The organism is Bacillus sp. NH11B (assembly GCF_001884205.1).
GTDB classification, from domain to species: Bacteria; Bacillota; Bacilli; order Bacillales; family Bacillaceae_G; genus Bacillus_A; species Bacillus_A proteolyticus.
The window spans coordinates 81,592-105,283 of sequence record NZ_MAOG01000130.1; the positions used below are offsets into that span (position 1 = coordinate 81,592).

The window sequence follows — 23,692 nt, forward strand, 5'->3', positions numbered from 1 at the left end:
TTAATGATACTCGTATTTTATAGGGCGAATTCTTTGGATAAGGATTTAGAATGAAAAGTATAGGTGATGAAAAATGATAGCAACGAAGGATATACGTATAGAAAAAGATTTTTTAGGTGAAAAGGAAGTACCGAGTGTAGCTTATTATGGTGTACAAACATTACGTGCCGTAGAAAATTTTCCGATTACAGGATATCGCATTCATCCGTCACTCATTACGGCAATGGCAATTGTAAAAAAAGCGGCAGCGCTTGCGAATATAGATACAGGTTACTTGGCTAAAGATATCGGACAAGAAATTGTAGAAGCTGCACAAGAGATTATGGATGGAAAGTTCCATGATCAATTTATCGTAGACCCAATTCAGGGCGGAGCAGGGACTTCAATTAATATGAATACTAATGAAGTAATTGCTAATAGAGCTTTAGAACGTATGGGGTACGAAAAAGGTGAGTATGCGAAAGTTAGCCCAAACACTCACGTGAATATGGCCCAATCAACAAATGATGCGTTCCCAACTGGGATTCATATTGCAACTCTTATGATGTTAGAAGAGCTTCTTATTACAATGGAAGAACTTCATTCTGCTTTTCGTAAAAAAGCAAAAGAGTTTGATCACGTTATTAAAATGGGACGCACACATTTACAAGATGCAGTTCCAATTCGCCTTGGACAAGAATTTGAAGCGTATAGCCGAGTGCTTGAGCGTGATATAAAAAGAATTAAACAGTCTCGTCAACATTTATATGAAGTGAATATGGGGGCGACAGCTGTTGGTACAGGATTAAATGCAAATCCTACGTATATTGAACAAGTGGTAAAACATTTAAGAACGTTTAGTGGATTCCCACTTGTTGGTGCAGAGCATTTAGTTGATGCAACACAAAATACAGATGCATACACAGAAGTATCTGCAGCACTTAAAGTATGTATGATGAACATGTCTAAAATTGCAAACGATCTTCGTATTATGGCGTCTGGGCCACGTGTTGGGTTAGCTGAAATTCAATTGCCAGCACGTCAGCCAGGTTCATCGATTATGCCAGGTAAAGTAAATCCAGTTATGGCAGAAGTGATTAACCAAGTCGCATTCCAAGTAATTGGAAACGATCATACAATTTGCTTAGCATCAGAAGCAGGGCAATTAGAGTTAAACGTAATGGAGCCTGTGCTTGTATTTAATTTAATTCAATCTATCAGTATTATGAATAACGGATTCCGTGTATTCCGTGAATATTGTATTGAAGGAATTACAGCAAATGAAGAATTGCTGAAGCAATATGTTGAGAAAAGTGTTGGAATTATTACAGCAGTTAATCCTCATATTGGTTATGAAGCAGCATCTCGTATTGCACGTGAAGCAATTGAAACAGGAAAATCTGTTAGGGAGTTATGTTTAGAACATGGTGTACTTACAGCAGAAGAGCTTGATATTATTTTGGACCCATATGAAATGACGCATCCTGAAATTGCTGGTGCTTCTTTATTAAAGGATAAAGTGAAACTTTAATCAGTAGGGGGGGAATCCCCCACTGATTATTAGCCTTCACCAATCGGGCTTTTACGGGCAGCCCGACTCCCACCTAACTCCCTCGCATTCGCCGAATTTTTGGGTGGGAGTTTTACTGCCCAAAAATAGCGGGATAAAAAAATGTAATGTAAAAAGAACCGATCCATTTGGATCGGTTCTTTTTTAGAAGATATTAAATACAGCGTTTAATTGAAGTAAGCTAATAACAGCTAAGAAGATTAAACTGTATTTCATTGCTGTTTTAAATAAGGCAGATTCTTGACCAACTAGTCCAACTGCTGCACAAGCAACTGCTACAGATTGTGGTGAAACCATTTTCGCCATTGTACCACCTACTACGTTTAATGCAACGAGTGTAGAAGGAACGATGTTTAATTGGTCTGCAGTTACCGCTTGAAGTGGTGCGAATAATGAACCACTTGATACTACTGATCCTGTAATGAATACGCCAATCCATCCTAAGATTGGAGAAAGAACTGGGAATGCATTACCAGTAGAAGAGAATGCAAGTCCAAGTGTAGATGACATACCAGAGTAGTTCTCTACGTAAGCTAAAGCGATAACGCTACAAATTGTATATACTGGAGCTTTTAGTTCTTTAATTGTTTCAACCATTAGTTCTTTAATCATTTTACCTTTTACGCGGTAAACGATAAGTGAAACGATAATTGCTAGTACGATCGCAGTAGTTGTAGAAGAGAATACATCGAATTTGAAAATCGCTGCGAAAGGTGTATCTGCTTTTGTAATTGGTGTAGTTTTCATAACCATATTATGAAGACCAGGGAATTGAATGTTAAATACTAAGTTTGCTAACGCACCATCCGGAGCAAATAAAGCTTTAATTGGTTTTAAATTAAAGATTGTTACGAATGCAGTTAAGAATACGAATGGAGACCAAGCATATAAAATTTGATTGAATGTATGAGATTCTCTTGCTTCTTGTTTTTCTTCTTTAGCAGAAGATTTTGGTTGCCAAACACGTAAGAATAATGCAAGTGATACCATACTTACAACGGCTGCGAAAATATTAGTAAGTTCTGCACCTAAGAAGTAAGTTACAAGGAACTGAGTAATTGCGAAAGAAAAACCACTTACAAGAATACCTTGCCATGTTTCTTTAATACCTTTAATTCCATCGACCATTGAAACAAGTAAGAAAGGTAAAATAATGCTAATGAAAGGTAAAATAAGAACAGTTTGACGACCTATAGTTAATGCATCTAATTGAGTTAATTGTGCAGGTACTGTAACTGGAATACCCATAGCACCCATAGCACCACCAGCGATATTTGCTACTAAACAAATACCTGCTGCTTTTAATGGATTAAAGCCCATACCTACAAGTAGTGCAGCTGTAATAGCAACTGGAACACCTAGACCAGCTGCACCTTCTAAGAAAGCACCGAAAGAATAAGCGATTAACAACACTTGTAAACGTTGATCATTTGTAATGCTTGAAATACTATCACGAATTATGTTGAATTGCTCTGTTTTAACAGTTAATTTGTAAAGGAAAATTGCTGCGATAACGATAGTACAAATTGGATAAAATCCAGATAGAATACCGAATCCGGCAGATGCTACAGCTACTGTTGCTGGCATTTTATAAACGAATATAGCAAGAATAATAGCGACAATCACACTGTAAAGACCAGCGATGTAACTTTTCATTTTGAGTCCCATTAAACAAATGATGAAGCAGAAAATTGGAAGTGCTGCGATTAGTGCAGATAACCAAATGTTGTTTAATGGGTCATAAATTTGTGTCCAAGTACTCATAATAATGACAACTCCTATCTATTTATGTGAAACTATTCACATTGTTTGTGAAACTATTCACAATCAACTTACATGCTTAGTATATTCTCCTTCAACACTATTGTCAACGTGAAAAAGTATAATTATTCCATAATAGTATTAAAAGTAACATTTTGTTCATAAAGTAGACAAAAAGCGTAATCAAATTGATTTGAATACGCTTTTATAAATTATTTATATATTCTTTCATTTTTTCATATGTCATTGGTCCTACATGCTTATATTGAATGACACCGTTTGAATCGATGACAAAAGATGTTGGAATACTGATAATTTGATATGCGGCACTTGCCTGTCCTTTCTGATCTAATAGGACGGGGAAGGTATATTTGTTTTCTTCAAGAAATTGTTTTACATTGTTCGGGTCTTTTTCAGTAGCTGTCGCATTTACAGCAACAATTTCAATCCCCATATCTTTAGTATCATGATAAAACTTTTCCATATCAGGCATTTCTATTTTGCATGGACCACACCAGCTTGCCCAAAAATTCAATATTACTTTTTTTCCTTTATAGTCTGTAAGACGAACTTCTTGACCAGTGGTTGTTTCCAGAAGGAAATCGAGGGCAACATTGCCAACTTCAGTTCCAATGGGGATGTTTGATTTTGAAGCTATATCTTCTTTTTTGTCTAATAGGAAGTGATTGATAATAGTCCAGCCAACCGCAATGCTAAGTAACGCAATAATAAACCATTTTTTAATACTACATCCTCCTCCTTACTTAAATTTCCTTTTTTATCGTAACAAATTGGTTAAATATGGTCAAATTACTTTACGATAGGTTATCAATTATAGACGATATTTTACAATATCATTACTGTACATTTCAGTAAGGTGAAAATATAACAAAAAGCCTGATAAAACAACGTTTGTAAGCAAAGTATCGCTAGCCCTTTATTTTGCTTTTTCGTTGTATCATATAGTATAATATTCAAAATCAGGAGAGATTTTTTCTTGAACTGTGTGCTGATAAAAGTCGGAAAATTTTCTCAGCATTATGGGTTGATAAAGTTATGTCGTAACAGGAAATATAAGAACAGATATATAAATAAATAAAAAGAAAATAAAAAATGAAAATGAGGGGAACTTTATGAACCAAAACCAATTTGACTGTCGTATTTCAGAAGAAGACGTACAGATGTTAAGAGCATTAGCTCATCCATTGCGTCTACGCTTAGTAATGGAACTAATGCAGCGTGGAACATGTAATGTAACACAATTACAAGAGGTATTAGAAATTCCACAATCAACTGTTTCACAGCATTTAACGAAATTAAAACAAAATAAAGTAGTACGCTTTGAGAGACGCGGGTTAGAAGTGTACTATCAAATTCATAATGATAAAGTAAGTGAAGTAGTAAAAACGTTATTTTCTTAATTTTTGAATATTATGGAAAGGAGACGTATGAAATATACGTCTTTTTTTATTTGAAAAGGATGTAATAATAGGAAGATTTGAGAGCGTATATATTAACGCGTGAGAAAGAAACAAACTATCGGTTGAAGTGCTAAATTGTTGGAATATATTCTGAAGGGATATGAAAAGATAGAAAGGAGTGTTGTAAGCTAAAGGAGGAATAATATAATGGATGTACAACGTGTGAAACAGATATTATCTTCTTCAAGTAGAATTGATGTTACATATGAGGGAGTCCCCGTATGGATTGAGAGCTGTGATGAGCAGAAGGGGAGTGCTCAAGTGTATGACGTATCCAATCCAGGAGAGAGCGTTCACGTGGATGTGACGGCTTTAGAAGAGAGGTAATAGAAAAGACGCTTCTAATTGTAGAAGCGTCTTTTTTATTTGCTATTCCATCATATGTGCAATTTTCTTAGAGAACATAAGAAGTACTAATCCTAGCACGATTACGATAACACCGATGCTCGCGAATACTTCTAAATATCCTAAAGATTGAGTGAAAGCAGCTAATTGCCCTGCTAATAAGTTTGCACAGCCAGTACCAGCTAACCATACACCCATTAATAAAGATGCTAATTTAAGAGGAGCGATTGCACTTACCATAGATAATCCGATTGGTGATAAGAATAATTCACCGATTGTATGGAACATGTAAGTGAACACAATGAACAGTAAGTTTGCTTTCATTGTAATGTTACCTTCATCGCTACCAGTTTTTAAAACAGCTAAAGTTAGAACTAAATATCCAACTCCTAGTAAAATCATACCTAATGCCATTTTTGTTGGGATTTTTAAATCACCATTTTTTGTTTTTGAAAGTTTAATCCATAATGCAGAAACTGGTAATGCTAGTAAGATAATGAACAATGGGTTTACAGATTGGAACCAAGGTGTTGGAATTGTAAATCCACCAATTGTACGATCTACGAATTTATCTGTATAAAGTGTTAAAGAACTACCAGCTTGTTCAAATCCTGCCCAGAAGAATACAACGAAACAAGTTAAAATTAAAATTGCAACTGTACGTTTTTTCTCTTGTGCTGTTAAAGGTTTTTTCTCAATTACTTTTGCATTGTTTTCTTTAGATTGTTTTCCGACAACAGTTGTTCCAATAGATCCTAAGTAACGAGGTGCTAATGTGTTAAATGCAATCTGACCAATGATCATACCGATACAAGCTGTTAAGAATCCGTATTTATAATCTGCGAAATAACCGCAAATGAATGGAGCGATAAAAGCTCCTAAGTTAATTCCCATGTAGAAGATAGTGAAGGCACTATCACGACGAGAATCATTTTCGCTATATAATTGACCTAATAAAGTCGAAATATTTGGTTTGAAAAATCCATTACCAATAACTAATAATCCTAACCCTAAGAATAGTCCAGTTTTAGTGTTCATTGAAAAGAGTACAAAGTTACCAAGTGCCATGATGATACCACCGATGGTAATGGCGTGTCGTTTCGTAATGAAATGGTCAGTTAGCCAACCACCAATAATCGGTGTGAAATATACGAACATTGTGAAAAGACCGTAAATTTGCACAGCAACTGCTTTATCAAATCCTAAACCGCCGCTTACTAAGCTCGTTGTTAAATAAAGAACTAATAAGCCACGCATTCCGTAATAACTAAATCTTTCCCATGCCTCTGTAAAGAACAACAAATATAATCCTGGTGGATGTTTTTTTGGTGATTGTTGTTCTCCAGCTTTGTCTAATTTTAAAGCTGCATCCATGTTTGTTTCCCCCTAATCCTGTATAACGGATATTTATGTAATTATTTTAATTCACAAAATATTTAGAAGTCAATAGAATTATATGGAAATAGAAAGAAAATTTCTGAAATAATTCATTTTTTCTTCAACCGTTATTGTATTTTTCCCTGAAAACGAGATAATAAGCGTTTTCAAATGTAGTAATTGAATTCTAAAAGAAAGTAAAATAGTGATTAATCAGAAAATTTAGATTAAAATATCTATTCTGATATAGAGAAAAAACACTGTATTTACTTTTATAATATAACATATTGGGAATAAAAATACAAAATGAAATAATGTGACACTTCAGTGAAATGAAAAAACCAGCTCCATAAAAGAGGGCGCTGGTTTTTTATTATTTAATAAAGCGTTTTTCAATGTCGTCTAGCATTAAGTTCGCAGCCATTACACCGCCAGCTGTATTCCAAATTACATCGTCAACTTTGTATGCTTTTCCATTTTTTACTGCATTTAAGTTTTTAAATAGAGGATCGTTTATATATTCCTTTTCTAGTTCAGAGCCTTTTTTCTCGTTTCCTTTATCGAATGTGAAGTAGAATAATACATCACCATCCATTGCAGAAATACGCTCTTTAGATACGTTACGCTCTGCAAAATCATTTTTGTTTTGGTCTCCAGGACGTTTAAATCCAAGTTCTTTTAAAATAACACCAGAGAATGTATCACCATGATAAATACGAACGTCACCAGGCATAAAGCGTACCATAGAAATTTCTTGATTTACTTTATCGCCGAGTTTGCCTTTTAAATCTTTCATACGTGCTTCGTAATCAGCTAAGACCTTTTGACCTTCTTTTTCTTTATTTAATGCTTCCGCATAAAATTTGAAGTTATCTTTCCATTCACCGCGTAATGTTTCTGAGAAAACAGTAGGTGCGATTGCTTTTAGTTGCTCATACACTTTTTCGTGACGCATTTTATTACCGATAATTAAGTCTGGTTTTAAAGAAGCAATCGTTTCAACGTTAACTTGTCCTTCATCACCGACAACTTTTACATCTTTCATTTCATCCTTAATATGTGGATACCATGGATCTCCAGTCCAAGACTTTACAGCCCCAACTGGTTTTACACCTAACTCAAGTAAGGCTTCAGTTCCTTCATTTGTTAAAATAACTACACGTTTTGGGTTTGCTGGAACTTCTGTTTTACCCATTGCATGTTCAACCGTAATCATTTCTTTTTTATTATCTTCTTTTGTAGACTCTTCTTTGTTATTTGATTTTCCACAAGCGCTTAAAAGAAGTGAAAAAGTTAGTAGAAATACAAATACTGTGAACGATTTCTTTTGCATGAAATTCATTATGTACCCCCTACAGGTTGAGAATATTTTTCAATAGCAAGCATGATATTAATACTTCGTGGTCCAATTGTCAATGAAAATAATTCTCATTATCGTTGACAATGAGAATTAAGTTGAAATACACTTACAACGTATCATTATACATTGAAGGGGAAACGCTGCATGTTATTAAAAACAAATCAAGCAAAATGGATTGGATTATTTGTTGGAATCATTGCAGTCGCTATTTGTATTTGGGGAAGTATTATTTTTGGATATACAAATACGAGTTGGAAATTAGCGTTGGATGCTTTTTTCCATTTTAATGGTTCAAATGAGCATATTATTATTCAAAATGTGCGCCTACCAAGGGCACTAATTGCAGCCAGTGTTGGTGCTAGTTTAGCCATAGCGGGTTGTTTGATGCAAACTTTAACAAAGAACCCACTTGCTTCTCCAGATTTTATTGGATTAAATTCAGGTGCTGCGTTCTTTATAGTTGTAGCAATTGTACTCTTTTCCGTGACATCATTATCAGCTTTCACATGGATTTCCTTTTTAGGAGCGGCGGTTGCAGCAGTACTTGTATTTGCCTCTAGCTCTTTAGGAAAAGAAGGGACAACGCCTCTTAAGTTAACGTTAGCAGGTGTCGCGATAAGTGCGTTGTTTTCATCATTAACACAAGGGTTACTTGTTTTAAATGAAAAAGCATTTGAAGAAGTGTTATTTTGGCTTGCCGGATCTGTGCAAGGAAGAAAGTTAGAGATTTTACAATCTGTATTCCCGTATTTATTAATAGGCTGGATTGCATCTCTTATGATGGCAGGGAAAGTAAATACATTAATGATGGGGGAAGACGTTGCAAAAGGACTTGGACAACGAACAATTTTAATGAAATCATTCGTACTACTTATTATTGTACTACTGTCTGGTGGTTCAGTTGCGGTCGCTGGTCCAATTGGATTTATTGGTATTGTTACTCCGTATTTTGCCAGATTCCTTGTTGGAGTAGATCACAGGTGGAGAGTACCGTATAGCGGCTTGTTAGGTGCAATACTATTACTCTTAGCTGATATAGCAGCTAGATATGTCATTATGCCACAAGAAGTACCAGTAGGGGTTATGACAGCATTTATCGGGGCCCCATTCTTTATTTATATTGCACGTAAGAGAGGGCTTAGCAAATGAAGAAGTACATTCCGTTTCGTATAGGAAAAGGTGGGCTCTCGTTTTTAATGTATAAACGAGCTGTTCTAGTCTTACTTAGTTTACTAGTTGTTTTAATAGGATTATTTTTTGCGAGCGCAGGTATGGGAGATATGAAAATTGCTCCTTATGATGTATGGCAAGCAATTACCGGAAATGGTGATGCGATGTCAAATATGGTTGTAAATAAATTTCGTATGCCGCGTATTTTAATTGCAATCCTTGTGGGAATAGCACTTGCTGTAGCGGGGTGTATTTTACAAGGGCTCGTTCGAAATCCACTGGCTTCTCCTGATATCATCGGGATTACGGGTGGGGCAAGTGTTGCAGTTGTACTATTTTTAGCTATATTTAGTGATAAAAATAACGCGCTAACTGTAAGCATTCATTATATGCCGTTAGCAGCCTTTATTGGGGCAACGATTGTAGCGCTTTTTGTATATTTATTTGCATGGAGAAATGACGGGTTATCACCGATTAGTCTTGTTTTAATTGGTGTTGGTTTTTGGGCATTAACGAAAGCGGCAACGACTTTGTTTATGTTGTTAGCGCCAATTTACCAAGCGAGTCAAGCGAATGTATGGATTACAGGTACTGTTTACGGTTCTTCATGGCAAAACGTTATGGTGCTTGCACCGTGGGTTCTCATTTTAACGGTAATATCATTTATAGCTGCTAGACATTTAAATGCGCAAGAGCTAGGGGATGATATTGCGGTAGGACTTGGTGTTCCGTTAACGAAGTCACGCGTATTCATGTTATTACTTAGTACAGCTTTAATTGGCGGTGCGGTTGCCTTTGCTGGAGGAATTGGATTTGTCGGTTTAATGGCACCTCATATTTCACGAAGACTAGTTGGTTCTTTATACGGTGCATTACTCCCAGTTGCGGCTATTGTTGGTGCAATTTTAGTACTTGCTGCAGATTTAATTGGGCGTACAGTTTTCGCGCCACTCGAAATTCCAGCAGGGGTATTTACATCAGCAATTGGTGCACCTTATTTTATTTATTTACTTTATAAAAGTCGGAATTCATAAAGGGAGATGAATATGCAAAAAGCATTGGAGACAAAACGCTTGACGTTGTCTTATGGTGAAACAATCATTATTGATGAATTGAATTTAGAAATTCCAAAAGGAGAAATTACAATCTTTATCGGTTCTAACGGTTGTGGTAAATCAACTTTATTACGTTCACTAGCTAGATTATTAAAACCAGCGTCCGGTGATATTTTATTAGATAATCAAGCGATTCAAAGTATGCAAACGAAGCAAATCGCTCGTCAAATGGCAATTTTGCCGCAAGGACCGCAGGCACCTGAAGGACTTACAGTATTGCAACTTGTAAAGCAAGGACGTTATCCGTATCAAACGTGGCTGAAGCAATGGTCAGAAAAAGATGAGGAAATGGTACAAAAAGCACTTGCAGCAACAGGTATGACAGAATTTGCTGAGCGTGATGTGCATGCTCTTTCAGGTGGACAACGACAACGTGCTTGGATTGCAATGACCCTTGCACAAGATACAGATATTATTTTGCTTGATGAGCCGACTACATATTTAGATATGACGCACCAAATTGAAGTGTTAGATTTATTATTCGAATTAAATGAAACAGAGCAAAGAACGATTGTTATGGTATTGCACGATTTGAATCTGGCATGCCGTTATGCAGACAACATTGTAGCTATTCAAGATAAACAAATATATGCGCAAGGTAAACCAGAAGAAGTTATTGACCAGAAGTTAGTTCGGGATGTATTCCGTATGGAGTGTCAGATAAGCGCTGATCCGTTATTTGGGACACCGCTCTGTATCCCGCATGGAAGAGGAAGACGTGTACTTAAAGATGCTGTTCAGGCGATGAGGTAACGAAAAAAGACGATGAAGATTCATCGTCTTTTTTATTTTTGGCAAGAAAATAATAGAAAAAGGGGAATACGTAAACGGCGTTCATATTCTTCCGCGCTTTGAAAATAGGTTTGATTTGGTGTAGCTTCTTTTAAGTGTGTAATTGTAAATCCGGATTGTTGTAATAATGTGAAATACCCTTCTGTTGTACGATGATATTTAATAACCTCTTGATCAATCCATGGCTCAACACGTTTTCCTGTTTTGAAGTAATCATCAACGAGCCAGCTCGTTCGCTTGCTGCTTGTTTGCAAGCTTTCAAATGAAGATGTAATAACGGGATGTTGAACACTAAAGGTAAAAATGCCGTTCGGTTTTAAGGTTTGGTATACATTTTGAAAAATAGTATCAAGATGTTCAATATAGTGTAAGGCGAGTCTAGATGTTACTAAATCAAAAGTAGAAGGAGGGTAGGTATAGTCTTTGAGGTTTACAAAATGGACAGTACCATTTTTATTTTCTAGGTGCTTACTAGCTTTTTCATACATGCGCTTGGAGCCTTCAATCCCAGTGTAAAAGTGGCAACCATTTTCTAATAATTCTTCGCCAAACTTAGCATCACCACAACCTAAATCGAGAATTTGTTTTCCTTTTACATCGCCAATGAGCTGAAAGAATGCTGGCTTCTCAATCGATTCATTCGGGCTATTTTCGCGGTATCTTCGTTTCATATATTGCTCAAAAAACGCTTCGTTATTATATACATCAGATTCTGTAAATGCCATGTTTGAACCCCTCCTGAATATTTTTTTATTCTATCAAATATGAAAAGTAAAAGATAGATTTCTTGTAATGAATCATATATAATCTAAAATTGTAAGCGGTTACTTTAAACTATTTTTCTATAATAAATTCTGAAAACATGTTAAGCTAATAGAGGGATTATTAGAATTATTGAGATATTAATCCGCTTACATGAACGATGGGAGGCTTCACGATGTCTAGTAAAACACTTGCGAAATTTTTAGAAGAGAATTTAGAGGATTTAAAATCAAAGGGGCTTTATAACGTAATTGATCCGCTTGAGAGTTCAAATGGACCGATCATTACAATTGGCGGAAAAGAATATATTAACTTATCTTCAAACAACTATCTTGGATTAGCAACAGATAGCCGTTTGCAAGAAGCAGCAATTGGTGCCATTCATAAGTACGGCGTTGGAGCAGGAGCTGTTCGTACAATTAACGGTACTTTAGATTTGCATATAAAATTGGAAGAAACAATTGCAAAGTTTAAACATACAGAAGCAGCAATTGCTTATCAATCAGGATTTAACTGTAATATGGCAGCGATTTCAGCCGTTATGGATAAAAATGATGCGATTCTTTCAGATGAATTAAACCACGCATCTATTATTGATGGTAGTCGTTTATCAAGAGCGAAAATTATTGTTTACAAACATTCTGATATGGAAGATTTACGCCAAAAAGCAATCGCGGCGAAAGAGTCAGGTCTTTACAATAAATTAATGGTTATTACAGACGGTGTTTTCTCAATGGATGGAGATATTGCAAAATTACCAGAAATTGTTGAAATTGCAGAAGAGCTGGATTTAATGACATACGTAGACGATGCACATGGTTCAGGTGTACTTGGAAAAGGTGCAGGAACTGTGAAGCACTTCGGTCTGTCTGATAAAGTTGATTTCCAAATTGGTACATTATCAAAAGCAATTGGGGTAATTGGTGGATATGTAGCAGGGAAACAAAACTTAATTGATTGGTTAAAAGTTCGTTCACGTCCATTCTTATTCTCTACAGCTTTAACACCAGCTGATGCAGCAGCTTGCATGAGATCAATTGAAATCTTAATGGAAAGCACAGAATTACATGATCGCCTATGGGAAAATGGTCGCTATTTAAAACAAGGGTTAAAAGAACTTGGCTTTAACATCGGAGAAAGTGAAACGCCAATTACACCTTGTATCATTGGTGATGAAGTATTAACACAAGAATTTAGTAAACGTCTAAATGAAGTAGGCGTATATGCAAAATCTATCGTGTTCCCAACTGTAGCAAAAGGAACGGGTCGCGTTCGTAATATGCCTACAGCAGCTCATACGAAAGAAATGTTAGATGAAGCAATTCGTAAGTATGAAAAAGTAGGGAAAGAAATGGGTATCATTTAAGTAACGACATCTTTTGAATAGCTTGCAAATGAGGAGTGGGAAAAATGAAAAAAATTCTAGTAACCGGTTCTTTAGGGCAAATTGGTTCTGAACTAGTAATGAAACTTCGTGATGTATACGGTGCATCGAACGTTATTGCAACAGATATTCGTGAAACAGATAGCGAAGTAGTAACGTCTGGTCCATTTGAAACGTTAGATGTAACAGATGGACAAAAACTACATGATATTGCAAAGCGTAATGAAGTAGATACAATTATTCATTTAGCGGCTTTACTTTCAGCGACAGCAGAAAAAAATCCACTATTCGCTTGGAATTTAAATATGGGCGGACTTGTAAATGCATTAGAAGCAGCTCGTGAATTAAACTGTAAGTTTTTCACGCCAAGTTCTATCGGTGCATTCGGTCCATCAACGCCAAAAGATAATACGCCACAAGATACAATTCAGCGTCCTACTACGATGTATGGGGTAAACAAAGTAGCAGGGGAATTACTATGTGATTATTATCATCAAAAGTTTGGCGTTGATACGCGCGGTGTACGTTTCCCTGGTTTAATTTCTTACGTAGCTCCTCCAGGAGGCGGAACAACTGACTATGCAGTTGAAATTTATTATGAGGCGATTAAAAAAGGCACATACACCTCATACATTGCAGAAGGAACATACATGGATATGATGTATATGCCAGATGCTTTACAAGCGATTATTTCATTAATGGAAGCTGATCCAAGTAAACTTGTGCATAGAAATGCATTTAACATTACAGCAATGAGCTTTGAACCAGAGCAAATTGCAGCATCAATTCGTAAACACATTCCGAACTTTACAATGGATTACGCAGTAGATCCAGCTCGTCAAACAATCGCTGATAGCTGGCCAAACTCTATTGATGCAACAGCAGCAATGAAAGAGTGGGGCTTTAAAGCAGAATACGATTTAGACAAAATGACAACTGACATGCTGGCTAAGTTAAAAAAAAAGCTTGCATCTGAGTTAGTGATGAATTAATAGGAAGAGCCGATTCTTAGGAATTGGCTCTTCCTTCTTTTTAAGAGGGAGAAGAATAACATGCAAAGAGTTGACGTCGTATATGCACTAATACATGACGAAGAAGCCGATAAAATATTAATGGTACATAATGTAGAACAAAATGTTTGGTCACTGCCGGGTGGGGCTGTTGAAAAGGGTGAAACGTTAGAGGAAGCTCTAGTAAGGGAAGTAAAAGAAGAGACAGGTTTAACTGCTATGGCAGGTGGACTTGTTGCGATCAATGAAAAATTCTTTGAAGAATCCGGGAATCATGCGCTACTTTTTACATTCCGAGCAAATGTAGTAACAGGTGAACTTGTTGCAGAAGATGAAGGAGAAATTTCTGCAATAGAGTGGGTGGATCGAACAATCGCAAATGAACGATTCCCATTCTACGATGGAGGATTCGAGGCATTACTAGAAGTAGCCATTCCATACAAGTTTCAACCAGAAACAAAGTAATTGAACGAAAAAAAGGAGCCAAAAGGCTCCTTTTTTCTATTCAATCGTCTTCAGTAATAGCTTTTTCAGTAGTGGTTTAATCTTCAATCTTAAATCCTCAGCGTGATTTGCAACTAAGAAGTGATGGTTATAAATGTTCTTCATTAATTGATAAGTTGCTTCTTTCGCTTCGCCTTCTTCGATGAAGATTCCGATTACTTCCATACCACTTTTACGAGCAAGTTTGACAGCTTCATGCGTATCTAAAATACCGTCTTGTTGATAGTCTAGCGCAGAAGGCTCACCGTCTGTAAAGACAAGTAAGAATTTATGCTTTTCTGGTCTTTTCGCAAGCTTTTCAGAAACGATACGAATAATATATCCGTCGCGGTTATCTTCTTCTTCGCGAAGCTGCATAATTTCAGGACCTACGTTTGGTAAAGTTGAGTTTTTGTATGTCACAACTTCATGGATAACGTTCGGCTTATCTTCAGGTTTCGCACTAGAAGCATCTTCCCAAAATCCGCTAATAGCGTGCGGGATTTTTAAAGATTTTAAAGCTTCATGGAATAGGACCACACTCTTTTTCGTTTCTTCCATTTTGTTATACATAGAACCAGAGCAGTCCACTAGTAGTTGGAATGCAACATCGAGCTCTTGTGATTCTTGCCCTTTTTTATAAAACATGCGTGGTTGCTTCTCAGTATAAATACGAAGGAATTTCTTACGAAGTCTTCCGTAATATTTATCACTATTTGCATTCGTTTTATTTTCAATTGTTTTTTCGATAATTTTCTTTAATTCTTTTACATCTTTATTAACGACTGACTTGATAGCTTGGTAATCTTTTTTCTCATCGGTATTTGTTTTGCGAGCTTCTTTAAAGGTATGAGAGGCACCTACATTATACTTACCGTATGCACCCTCGTTTTGGCTAGAAGCGTGTGAAGCTCTTGCTTCTTCTGTATCAGAGCCATCAAAGTTGGATTGTGTACTCTTTTGAGAAGTACCTTGTACAGAACCAAGTGCTTGATCGCCATCTTCTGATTCACGAGCAGTATCGCCCATCATGTTTGTTTTTGTTCCGCTTTCTAATTCAAAGCGTAAAAAGTTCTCGTTTTCGTTATTTTTATTTTCACGATGCCATGTGGAGAAACTTTCATCCATTTTGTTTTTATTTTCATCGTCATCTATGAGTTGCGTATCATCATTAGCTAAATCTTCAACGCGACAGTTCTTTTCGTCTGCAATGACAGATAAATAAAGCGGAGCATGTCCGAAATAATTATTAAGCATATCACTTTCAAGAAGTTCCTCTAAGCGATAGCGAATCTTCTCAACGATATACATAATATCTTCCGTATTACGAGATTGGAATGTTTCATGCAAAATTGCTTCAATTTGCTCGAAATATTCATTATTAAACATTTCATATTTATCACTCGTTAATGAAAGATAGCATAGACAAAATAGACGATCACCGTGATAGTTACGAACACGATTTATTTCATTTTGTGAGCCAAAGTAATTGCGATACATTTCTTTTCGGCGTTTGAAAATATGTTTTGTGCCAGGTCGTAAATTTTTGACGATTTCCTCAACACGTAAATCTTCTAATAGAACAAATAATTGTGTTAAAAACTTTTTTAGAGGCGATTCTTGTAATTCAATCGCATAAGAACGAATTAAAGTCATGTCCGAGTAATGTTTATTACCAAGTGCTTTCAAAAACACTTCGCTTTTTAATCCGATTACTGTATCCTCTTCTTTTCGATCATCCCAAAAGTGACTAATGACAACCTTTTTTTCAATTTCGTCGTAGTATGCTTTATAGCCATACTCAAGATAGGCATCGTCTTCTTTTAGAAGAGCATACATTAAGTTTTCCATTTGTAGAAACAGCGACGCATCAATTTTTTTGTCACTAAAAATTTGTCTCATGAATTATCCCTCAAAGAAATAACTTTCTGCTAATTCACGGACAGTCATTTGTTCTGTTTCATCGTTTAATTTTGCGATAATGCTACGTTCAATTGCACGCATAACAGGAATATATACACCTAAATCACATGCATCGATAATGCCACGAATACTAGCTGCTTCTTCACTTACACGTCCATCACGAGCTAAAGGCATAAGGTCGCTCGCGAATGCAACGAATTTGTCAATTGTTGCAACATCATTTAATTTTGATTCAGATAGTAATAGCTCTTTTAATGTATCACCTTGAATGTAAGGAACTTCAATAATAACGAAACGGTTTTTTAATGCCTCGTTTAGTTCACTTGTACCAACGTAACCTTCATTAATCGCAGCGATTACACGATACTCGTCATCACCGTATACAACTTCTTGTGTAAATGGATTAGTAATCATTTTACGGTAATCCAATGCACCGTGAAGAAGTGGTAATGTTTCAGGTTTTGCCATATTAATTTCATCAATATATAGGAAATGACCGTTCTTCATTGCCTTCATAAGAGGACCGTTAACAAATGTAACTTCAGATGCGCCATCTTTCGTTTGTAGTGTGTTATATCCTAAAATACCTTCTACATCTAGGTCAACAGAACAGTTAATGCTATGCATTGGTTTTTGGAATAAAGAAGAAAGAGTTTCAGCTAGTACTGTTTTACCACTACCAGTTGGCCCTTTTAATAGAATGTTTTTCCCAAGAAGAAGGGCTGTAATAGCGTCTTCGATAATGCTGTTATCAGATGCTTTATATATTTTCTTTCCGATTAAATGTGCATTTTCACCAGCTTCTTGCTTATTCTTTTCATTAATTGTAGAAAGCTGCTCTTTTAAATCAGCATGTATATGAAATTGTTCTAACATGTATTTCCCACCTAACATTATTTTCATAAAGCAATACATCTTATGATAACTTGTTTTAATATGGTATGCAAAGAAAAGGAAAGAGAGAAAATGTAAAAGAAAAAGCAATCAATATTATATTGATTGCTTATAGCAAAGGAGAAATGAGTCGCATGAAAGACTCTAATATTCGTTTTTTGATACTTCTTTTTTGGAACGAGTTCCATTTAATCTCAGTGGAATGCTTAAAGTCTTCTTCAAAATCATGTTTAATATCATGAACGGTTTCGGACTCATAAAGTACACTAATAATTTCATAATTTAATTCAAAGCTACGTACATCCATATTTGCTGTTCCAATTGTTGCAATCTTATCATCAACGAGTACAATTTTCGCATGCATAAAACCATCTTTATAACTGTAAATGGAAGCACCAGCTTTTAAAAGTGGAGTGAAATAGGATTGAGATGCTTGATCACTAATAATACTATCACTTTTACCTGGATATAAAATACGTACATCTATGCCGGAAATTGCACTTAAGCGTAATAATGTTAAAGTTTCTTGATCTGGAATAAAGTATGGTGTAGCGATCCAAATAGATTTTTTAGCAGATCCCATAACAGCTAGTAATGTATTACGAATACTTTTATCATCTGAGCTTGGTCCACTTGCTACAATTTGAACAGCACCTTCTGCATCTGAAACTTCTTTACCTGGGAAGTATTGTTTATTCATAAATTGGTCCCAAGAATAGTTATTTAATCCACTAGAGGCATAGAGCCAATCTTCTAGAAAGATTGCTTGTAATTTATATAATGCTTTTCCTTCTATTTTTAAATGACTGTCTCGCCAAACGGGGAATTTTTTTGAACGGCCAAGATACTCATCACCGACGTTGAGTCCCCCGGTAAAACCAATTTCTCCATCTACAATAACGATTTTTCGATGGTTACGATAATTGACCGTTTCAAGCAACCAAGCTGAAAAAATAGGGTCAAATTCTACAATTTCAATTCCAGCTTCTTTCATAGGCTGTAAAAAGCGTCTTCTTAACGTGTTACTTCCGAGTCCATCATAAAGGAAGCGTACAATAACACCGTCTTTTGCCTTCTTTATTAAAGCATCCCGAACTTTTGTACCAATCTCATCAGATTTATAAATATAGTATTGAATATGTATATGGTGTTTTGCATGCTCAATAGCTTGCAGAATTTCTGAAAATGTTTGATCTCCGTTTGTTAAAAGTTTTGTGGTTGTTCTATCTGCGGCAGGACCGCCTCCAAATTTTTGTACGACTTCTGTTAAATGTACGGAACGTTCATGTAAAGGAACTGTGAGTGACAATTCCAGTCGTCGTCCTTCTAAAATTTCACGGAATAATTTTCTTTGTTCTTCTGAGCGGTGGAGGTGTTTTTTTCTTCTCCAACGGCTACGCCCAAAAATAGAGTATAAAAGCACACCGACAACAGGAAGAAGTGCTAATACTAAAAACCACGCTAAGGTGCTTTGGGGTGATCTATTTTCGATAAAAATAACGAATGAAATTCCTACGATTGTAATAGACCATAGGACACCTACAAATGTATATAGCGAAATAACCGATGTATTTAAAAGGAAAAGAACGATAGATACAATTGTAAATATTAATAATAATTGAACGATAGGCTTCTTCATTTCTATAAAATTCCTCTAATCTTTCTTAAATATAGACTTCTTATATAAAAGGTGTAATCCGACATTCTTATTATAAAGCGTTTTGTTTTTTTTACAAAATATAGACATTTTCCCCATGCTTTCCGCATTTGTCCTACATACAGTATATTGTTACGTTTTTATCCCATTATTTGCTGGTTAATGATCAGTGTAGGAGGGACAAAAACCTTGCCCCTTATATAGGAAAGAGAATGAGGTTTCTTTCCTGGATTTGTAGCAGGTGCATTATGAAGCCCAGGATATGATTATCCATATTACGCGGATTTTTCTTATTATATAGGTTACCAACAAAGTCCGTACTATTCATACAATACCTATTAAGGTGAGAAAATGGAAAGGAGAGGGGAATAATGAATTATATAGAAAATAACGGATTGTATTATCGTCATAATCATGGAGGGCACCATCATAATGGCGGACATAATCACCATGGAGGACACAATCATTATGATCATCATCATCATCATCACGGTGGTGGCTGGGGTGGCGGCTCATGGGGCGGTGGATTTTTCCCGGGAAGTTTTGCTGGAGGCGTGTTAGGTGGACTTACAGCTGGCGCATTAACGGGTGCAGCAGGTGGAGGCTACTACCCAGCACCGTACCCAGTAACATATCCAGCACCATATCCAGTGCCATACCCAGGTTATCAGCAAATACCATATCAGTATTAAACTAAAAAGAGGATATCCTCTTTTTTAGTTTAATACTATATTTATAAAATACTTCCAAAATTAAGGTGGAAATATGTTAATATTTTATTATTGTAATTCAATGTATTAAATGTAAATCTTGATTTTATCCCGCTATTTGTGGGCAGTAAAACTCCCACTTCAAAATTCAGATGGAACAAAGAAGTTAGGTGGAAGCCCTGCTTCCCGTAAACGCCCGATTGGTGAAGGCCAATAATCAGTGGATGATGAACAAAACCCCCACTGATTAAAGTTTCACTTTATATTATTATTCGTGAATAGTTGCATCTTGTAATTTAATCTCTATTTTATTATGTATCGGCAGTTGGATTTACATCTTAACATTTCATGAAATAAAGGAGATTAGGTGTGAGGCTATATTAATAGGGATTAGAGGCTAATATTGATGAAATTGTCACTTTAAAAATTAAAAGAATATAAGAGAATACGGTATAATAAATTTAGATAAACAGAGAGATGAGAAGCTTCTACTATCATTAAAATAGCACCATATTGCTTTTTTTATAAATAATATTATGTTATTTTAATTGGTCTATTTAGAAAAAATTTGTGATTTATGTAAAGGCATATTGTTAGAAGATGAAATATCTCTATTTCTATGAAGAGAAACAAGTTGTGTTTTAGTCAGATAGGAAGCAAGGAGAGGTGCGCATGCTAGAACAAAGAGGTCATGCATTATATGACTCTTCATTGCGAGATTTAAAATTAGCATTAGATGAGTCTTCAATTGTTGCTATTACAGATCGAAATGGTCGTATTACATATGTGAATGATAAATTTTGTAAAATCTCAAAATATAAAAGAGAAGAGTTAATAGGAAAAGATCACCGTATTTTAAATTCTGGATATCATCCGAAAGCATTTTTTCAAATTTTATGGAAGCGTATTTTGAGTGGGAAAGTTTGGACGGGGGAAATTCGAAATCAAGCAAAAGATGGTACGTATTATTGGGTTAAAACAACAATTGTTCCATTTTTAAATGAAAAGGGAGAACCTTATCAATTTATTGCAATTCGAAATGATATAAGTAGTAGGAAAGAAGCAGAACAAAGATTACGATTAAGCGAAAGTCGTTATAGGGAACTTGCTTATCATGATACGTTAACAAGTTTACCAAACCGTTTACAGTTAATTACGACTGTAAATAAGATGATTGCAGAGAAAATAGAGTTTGGCATGATTTACTTTGATTTAGATCGTTTTAAATTAGTGAATGATACGTTAGGTCATATGATAGGAGATTTACTTTTAAGCGAAGTTGCTTCACGGTTGCATTATGTGCTAGGAGAGGAAGATGTTCTGGCTAGGCTGGGTGGCGACGAATTTGTGCTGTTAACAAAAACTCATACACATGATGGGATGGGGCAGTTAGCGACATCCGTGTTGTCATGCTTTCAAGCGCCATTTATGCTTGAAGGTCATGAAATATATATTTCAGCTAGTCTAGGACTTTGTTCCTATCCGCAAGATGGAAAAGACGTGGAAACGTTATTGGAAAATTCGGATTTAGCCATGTATAGTGCGAAAGAGCAAGGAAGAAATGCGGCGTGCTTCTTTACAGATGAATTACGTGCGAAAATAAACCGTAGAATGAAAATAGAATTCGTGATGAAGAATTAAAAGTGGCATTACAGCCCATTATTGATTTGAAAACAATGAAATGTACTGGTATTGAGGCTTTAGTACGTTGTAATACAGAAGAAGGTCCTATTTCACCAAGTGAATTTATACCTGTAGCTGAAGAGTGTGGACTTATTATAAAACTAGGAGACTGGGTACTAGAAAAGTCATGTCGATTGTTTAAAACTTTACCAGAGTATCAAGAGGGACTGAAGTTATCTGTTAATTTATCAATACAACAATTGATGCAAAAGCGATTTATTTTATCTGTTCGTAGTATATTGAAGCGAACAGGATTTCCACCAAGTCGTTTAATATTAGAAATAACAGAAAGTATAGCTGTACGTCATTTTGATTATATTATTGCTACATTACAAGAATTAAGAAGTATGGGGATTTTAATTGCTTTAGACGATTTCGGAACAGGGTATTCCTCATTATATTATTTAAAAAAACTCCCACTTGATATTGTAAAAATTGATCGTAATTTTATTCGTGAGTTTCATTATGATCATGCACAACCTGAGCGAACGATTGTAAAATCGGTTATTGAAATTGCCCATAGTTTAAATTTATTAGTGGTTGCTGAAGGGGTAGAAACGGTAGAACAAGAAAGTTTATTACAATCAATGGGCTGTGACTTTGTACAAGGTTTTTATTATGCAAAACCGTTAGATGTAGGTAAACTAAAAGAAAAGCTAATAACTGACTTTTAATAAAAAAAGGAGAAGCGGAAAGCTTCTCCTTTTTTATTTTTTTTGTGAATCTTTCATTAAAATTGGATAAAGAATAAGGCCTAATACAAACAACCCAATTCCTAAGAAGAACGTTTTTAAATCAGCAGTTCCTGTTTTAATAACCCAAATGGAATATAAAAATGCTAGTGCAGTAATGATACCATCTTTTATTCGAGATCCAGGCATTATATCATACGTTTCCCCCGTAATAACTAATTTTAATTGATACAAGGTAGAAACAAGGTATGGGATTAAATATGCTAATGTCGCTACAACAATAGCGAAATTATATGCTTCGGAAACAGTACCAGAAATCGTTGAAAATAAGAAAATTTGTGTCATTACATTTGTAATAAATAATGATTTTGAAGGGCTTCCTTTTTTATTTGTTTTTCCGAAAAACTTAGGGAAAAGCCCATTTTTTGCTGCTTGGTAAGGTACTTCTGAGCTAACAACGATCCATCCTACAGTAGAACCGAATAAAGATACGAGTGCAAGTAAGGCCATTATATAAGCACCTTTAGTACCAATTGCTAAATTTAATGCATCTACTAATGGCTTTTGAGACTCTTTTAAAACATCTTGCGGAAGAGCGCCCATTGTTAGTAGAGTAATTGCCATGTAAATAAGAAGAGCAATAATTAATCCAAAAATCGTTGCTTTTTTAACATCACGCTGAGATTTTGCACGATTAGAAAGCATAACTGCTGACTCAATACCGATGAACGCCCAAAGTGTTGCAATAGCAGCTGAATTTATTTGTCCCCCTAATGAAATGGCTTGTCCAGATTCATTCATAAATGTTTGTCCGTCTCCGAAATTAGAGGCATTGAAAATGAATAATGTGATTACAATAAACATTGTAAATCCGATGATTTTTGCGATTGTTGCAAGAAGATTCATATTACCAGCGCGATCAATATTTTGAGAAAGAATATATTGAATTCCCCATAACATAAGGCTACATACGAGGAAAGTTAACCCTTTTCCAAGTTCTAGTGAAAATCCGTTTGTTGAAAAGAGAATTTGCTTACTTTGTAAAACTGGAAAGAATGTTGATAAGTATCCAGCAAAGGAAATAATAACAGATGCTGTAGCAGCCCAGTTAGCAGCCCAATATCCCCAAGCCATACTATACCCTGCAACTTTACCTGCCTTTTTGGATGTAAACATTGCTTGGGCATAACTTTGTGGTCCGGCTTTTAATTCTGGTTTTCGAATTGCTAAATTTCCAAATACGAGTGCAATCATAAATACACCAAAACCTGTAATACTCCATGCAAGTGTAGAACCCATTGGACCTGATACGTGTGCTAAGTTTGCTGGGAGCATAAATACGCCACCGCCAACCATATTTCCGATAACAAAAGCTGTTAAAATCCATAATCCCCATTTTTTCGTTTCCATTTTTGTTAACTCCTTTGTAGTAAGTTTTGCTTAAACATCATTTTTTACTAGCTTTTTGGCAATAAAAAAAGAGCCATGTAGATAAAAAATACCTACATGGCTCTTTGCCAAAGCGTAGGTACAATGGGAATAAC

At 35.6% G+C, this 23,692-nt stretch carries 19 protein-coding genes and 1 pseudogene; 11 read left to right on the plus strand and 9 right to left on the minus strand.

What is annotated here, in order from left to right:
* Window positions 1–73: 73 nt before the first annotated feature.
* Window positions 74–1,510 carry an aspartate ammonia-lyase gene (gene aspA / locus BAU27_RS23890; RefSeq protein ID WP_071743802.1) on the plus strand — a complete coding sequence of 479 codons (1,437 nt, stop codon included), beginning with the start codon at window positions 74–76 and terminating at the stop codon, window positions 1,508–1,510.
* A gap of 183 nt (window positions 1,511–1,693) precedes the next feature.
* On the opposite strand, the gene BAU27_RS23895 is transcribed toward aspA, so the two are convergent.
* Both BAU27_RS23895 and BAU27_RS23900 read right to left on the minus strand, forming a co-directional pair.
* Window positions 1,694–3,313 carry an L-lactate permease gene (locus BAU27_RS23895; RefSeq protein ID WP_071772167.1) on the minus strand — a complete coding sequence of 540 codons (1,620 nt, stop codon included), beginning with the start codon at window positions 3,311–3,313 and terminating at the stop codon, window positions 1,694–1,696.
* 202 nt (window positions 3,314–3,515) lie between these two features.
* Window positions 3,516–3,905, minus strand: a complete 390-nt coding sequence (locus tag BAU27_RS23900) for a TlpA disulfide reductase family protein (RefSeq protein WP_244159057.1) — start codon at window positions 3,903–3,905, stop codon at window positions 3,516–3,518.
* A gap of 538 nt (window positions 3,906–4,443) precedes the next feature.
* On the opposite strand from BAU27_RS23900, the gene BAU27_RS23910 reads away from it, so the two are divergent.
* Together BAU27_RS23910 and BAU27_RS23915 are read left to right on the plus strand one after the other, a co-directional pair.
* Window positions 4,444–4,731 (plus strand): ArsR/SmtB family transcription factor, encoded by a 288-nt coding sequence (locus BAU27_RS23910; RefSeq protein WP_001075217.1) that lies wholly within the window; start codon window positions 4,444–4,446, stop codon window positions 4,729–4,731.
* A 207-nt stretch (window positions 4,732–4,938) separates the two neighbouring features.
* The gene (locus BAU27_RS23915) at window positions 4,939–5,118 is read left to right on the plus strand and encodes an acid-soluble spore protein H (RefSeq protein ID WP_071743799.1); all 180 of its coding nucleotides are present in this window, start codon (window positions 4,939–4,941) and stop codon (window positions 5,116–5,118) included.
* 42 nt (window positions 5,119–5,160) lie between these two features.
* Here BAU27_RS23915 and BAU27_RS23920 read toward each other — a convergent pair whose 3' ends face one another.
* Window positions 5,161–6,510, minus strand: a complete 1,350-nt coding sequence (locus tag BAU27_RS23920; RefSeq protein ID WP_071772169.1) for a peptide MFS transporter — start codon at window positions 6,508–6,510, stop codon at window positions 5,161–5,163.
* 376 nt (window positions 6,511–6,886) lie between these two features.
* Window positions 6,887–7,855, minus strand: a complete 969-nt coding sequence (locus tag BAU27_RS23925; protein ID WP_071772170.1) for an ABC transporter substrate-binding protein — start codon at window positions 7,853–7,855, stop codon at window positions 6,887–6,889.
* Window positions 7,856–8,017: 162 nt separating this feature from the next.
* Between BAU27_RS23925 and BAU27_RS23930 the strand changes: the two genes are divergently transcribed.
* From BAU27_RS23930 to BAU27_RS23940, 3 genes are read left to right on the plus strand one after another with little or no spacing between them, the layout of a single operon-like run.
* Complete coding sequence (locus BAU27_RS23930) at window positions 8,018–9,022, plus strand: FecCD family ABC transporter permease (protein ID WP_071772171.1); 1,005 nt, start codon at window positions 8,018–8,020, stop codon at window positions 9,020–9,022.
* Window positions 9,019–10,077 carry a FecCD family ABC transporter permease gene (locus BAU27_RS23935; protein ID WP_071772172.1) on the plus strand — a complete coding sequence of 353 codons (1,059 nt, stop codon included), beginning with the start codon at window positions 9,019–9,021 and terminating at the stop codon, window positions 10,075–10,077. Before BAU27_RS23930 ends, BAU27_RS23935 begins: the two co-directional genes overlap by 4 nt.
* Window positions 10,078–10,089: 12 nt before the next feature.
* Window positions 10,090–10,911 carry an ABC transporter ATP-binding protein gene (locus BAU27_RS23940; RefSeq protein ID WP_071772173.1) on the plus strand — a complete coding sequence of 274 codons (822 nt, stop codon included), beginning with the start codon at window positions 10,090–10,092 and terminating at the stop codon, window positions 10,909–10,911.
* Between the two features lie 32 nt (window positions 10,912–10,943).
* Here the strand turns inward: BAU27_RS23940 and BAU27_RS23945 are convergent, their stop codons facing one another.
* Window positions 10,944–11,675, minus strand: coding sequence for a class I SAM-dependent methyltransferase (locus tag BAU27_RS23945; RefSeq protein ID WP_071772174.1), 732 nt, complete (start codon window positions 11,673–11,675; stop codon window positions 10,944–10,946).
* A 212-nt stretch (window positions 11,676–11,887) separates the two neighbouring features.
* On the opposite strand from BAU27_RS23945, the gene BAU27_RS23950 reads away from it, so the two are divergent.
* From BAU27_RS23950 to BAU27_RS23960, 3 genes are read left to right on the plus strand one after another with little or no spacing between them, the layout of a single operon-like run.
* Complete coding sequence (locus BAU27_RS23950; RefSeq protein ID WP_071772175.1) at window positions 11,888–13,078, plus strand: glycine C-acetyltransferase; 1,191 nt, start codon at window positions 11,888–11,890, stop codon at window positions 13,076–13,078.
* A 44-nt stretch (window positions 13,079–13,122) separates the two neighbouring features.
* Entirely contained in the window at window positions 13,123–14,088 is a 966-nt protein-coding gene (locus tag BAU27_RS23955; protein WP_071772176.1) for an L-threonine 3-dehydrogenase, read from the plus strand.
* Window positions 14,089–14,148: 60 nt separating this feature from the next.
* The gene (locus BAU27_RS23960; protein WP_071772177.1) at window positions 14,149–14,571 is read left to right on the plus strand and encodes an NUDIX hydrolase; all 423 of its coding nucleotides are present in this window, start codon (window positions 14,149–14,151) and stop codon (window positions 14,569–14,571) included.
* A gap of 36 nt (window positions 14,572–14,607) precedes the next feature.
* Here BAU27_RS23960 and BAU27_RS23965 read toward each other — a convergent pair whose 3' ends face one another.
* The 3 genes from BAU27_RS23965 to BAU27_RS23975 all read right to left on the minus strand — a co-directional run bounded on the left by BAU27_RS23965 (window position 14,608) and on the right by BAU27_RS23975 (window position 19,045).
* Window positions 14,608–16,491, minus strand: coding sequence for a vWA domain-containing protein (locus BAU27_RS23965; RefSeq protein ID WP_071772178.1), 1,884 nt, complete (start codon window positions 16,489–16,491; stop codon window positions 14,608–14,610).
* A 3-nt stretch (window positions 16,492–16,494) separates the two neighbouring features.
* Window positions 16,495–17,388 carry an ATP-binding protein gene (locus tag BAU27_RS23970; protein ID WP_071772179.1) on the minus strand — a complete coding sequence of 298 codons (894 nt, stop codon included), beginning with the start codon at window positions 17,386–17,388 and terminating at the stop codon, window positions 16,495–16,497.
* A 127-nt stretch (window positions 17,389–17,515) separates the two neighbouring features.
* Complete coding sequence (locus BAU27_RS23975) at window positions 17,516–19,045, minus strand: cardiolipin synthase (RefSeq protein WP_071772180.1); 1,530 nt, start codon at window positions 19,043–19,045, stop codon at window positions 17,516–17,518.
* Between the two features lie 389 nt (window positions 19,046–19,434).
* Between BAU27_RS23975 and BAU27_RS23980 the strand changes: the two genes are divergently transcribed.
* Window positions 19,435–19,755 (plus strand): cobalt transporter, encoded by a 321-nt coding sequence (locus BAU27_RS23980; protein ID WP_071772181.1) that lies wholly within the window; start codon window positions 19,435–19,437, stop codon window positions 19,753–19,755.
* A 690-nt stretch (window positions 19,756–20,445) separates the two neighbouring features.
* Window positions 20,446–22,130: pseudogene (locus BAU27_RS23985) on the plus strand (putative bifunctional diguanylate cyclase/phosphodiesterase).
* A 33-nt stretch (window positions 22,131–22,163) separates the two neighbouring features.
* Here the strand turns inward: BAU27_RS23985 and BAU27_RS23990 are convergent.
* Complete coding sequence (locus tag BAU27_RS23990) at window positions 22,164–23,558, minus strand: amino acid permease (RefSeq protein ID WP_071743785.1); 1,395 nt, start codon at window positions 23,556–23,558, stop codon at window positions 22,164–22,166.
* Window positions 23,559–23,692 lie beyond the last annotated feature (134 nt).